Consider the following 1,044-nt stretch of genomic DNA (forward strand, 5'->3'; position numbering starts at 1 on the left):
GCCGGCTGGACAGTGCCATGTGCTGCGGACTCCAGCGGAAGGATGCCAGAAGAGCTGCGGTGTAGAGCGCCTGACGCAAGTGCTGGCGTCCGCCGTCAGTCCTGCGGGCGCCGACATGCTTGCCGCTGTCGTCATCGTAGGGCGCAAGCCCGGTGAGGGCTGCGGCTTGCTCGCGGGTGATCTGACCGATCTCGGGCATCCTGATCAAGATGGCAACCGCGGTCGGCAAGCCGCTGCCGCCAACGCTGTAGATCAGATCGAGCCGTGCGGCGAGATCGCGATGCTTGCGGATCGCTGCCACCAGGGCCTTGAACTCGGCTCGTCTGTGCTTGGCCAACAGAGCGATCTGCTCCTTCCAGAACTTCTGGATACGTTCGTCATGGCAGCTCTCCAGCCGGTTCTTGAGCTTTGCGATGTCCTCCTTGATCTGGTCGATCATCGTCAGATGCACGGCAAAAGGCTGCAGCCGGGGGTCTGGAGCGGGATGGATCTTCTTGACCGCGGCGGTGCAGGCCGCAATCAATGCGGCATCCATTTTGTCGTTCTTGGCCCGTTGCAAATGGAACGTGGCATAGGCGCGGACCTGGATCGGCTGAAACACGATGACGACAAACCGCTGGCGTCGCAGTTCGGCGACCGCCGCCTGCTCATAACCACCGCTTGCCTCGATCCCAACCCGCTTGACCTTGTGGCGCTTCAGCCACTCCACCAGCTCCTGGTGGCCTTCCGCCGTGTTCTTGACCTGCAGCTCCTCCGAACTGCCATCGAGCGCCACGTCGAGCTTATCTTTGCTGGTATCGATTCCGGCACAGATCGTGTTACGTTTGGCCATCTTCCTCGACCCTCCCTTGTGATGCGAACCTGAAGTTCGTTCAACCATGCGGGTCCCGATGAAGTGCCGACCGCGATCTTGCTACAAAACGCAGCCCTCAAGGCTGCGGTGGGCAGCGATCTGATCGATCGGCGGCCCAGCTCGGGCGGCCACCCGGGCTGGGCCATTCCTCACGGAACGAGGCCATTCTAATTCGGCGCACCAATACAAGG

Annotated in this window: 1 protein-coding gene; it reads right to left on the reverse strand. The window is 61.8% G+C overall.

Going from position 1 to position 1,044, the window contains the following annotated elements; genetic code table 11:
* The coding region (locus tag AABA84_RS34825) for an IS110 family transposase (RefSeq protein ID WP_338314353.1) at positions 1-832 on the reverse strand (832 nt) is incomplete at its 3' end.
* Positions 833-1,044 lie beyond the last annotated feature (212 nt).

This window comes from Bradyrhizobium sp. TM239, assembly GCF_036247985.1.
GTDB lineage: Bacteria > Pseudomonadota > Alphaproteobacteria > Rhizobiales > Xanthobacteraceae > Bradyrhizobium > Bradyrhizobium ottawaense.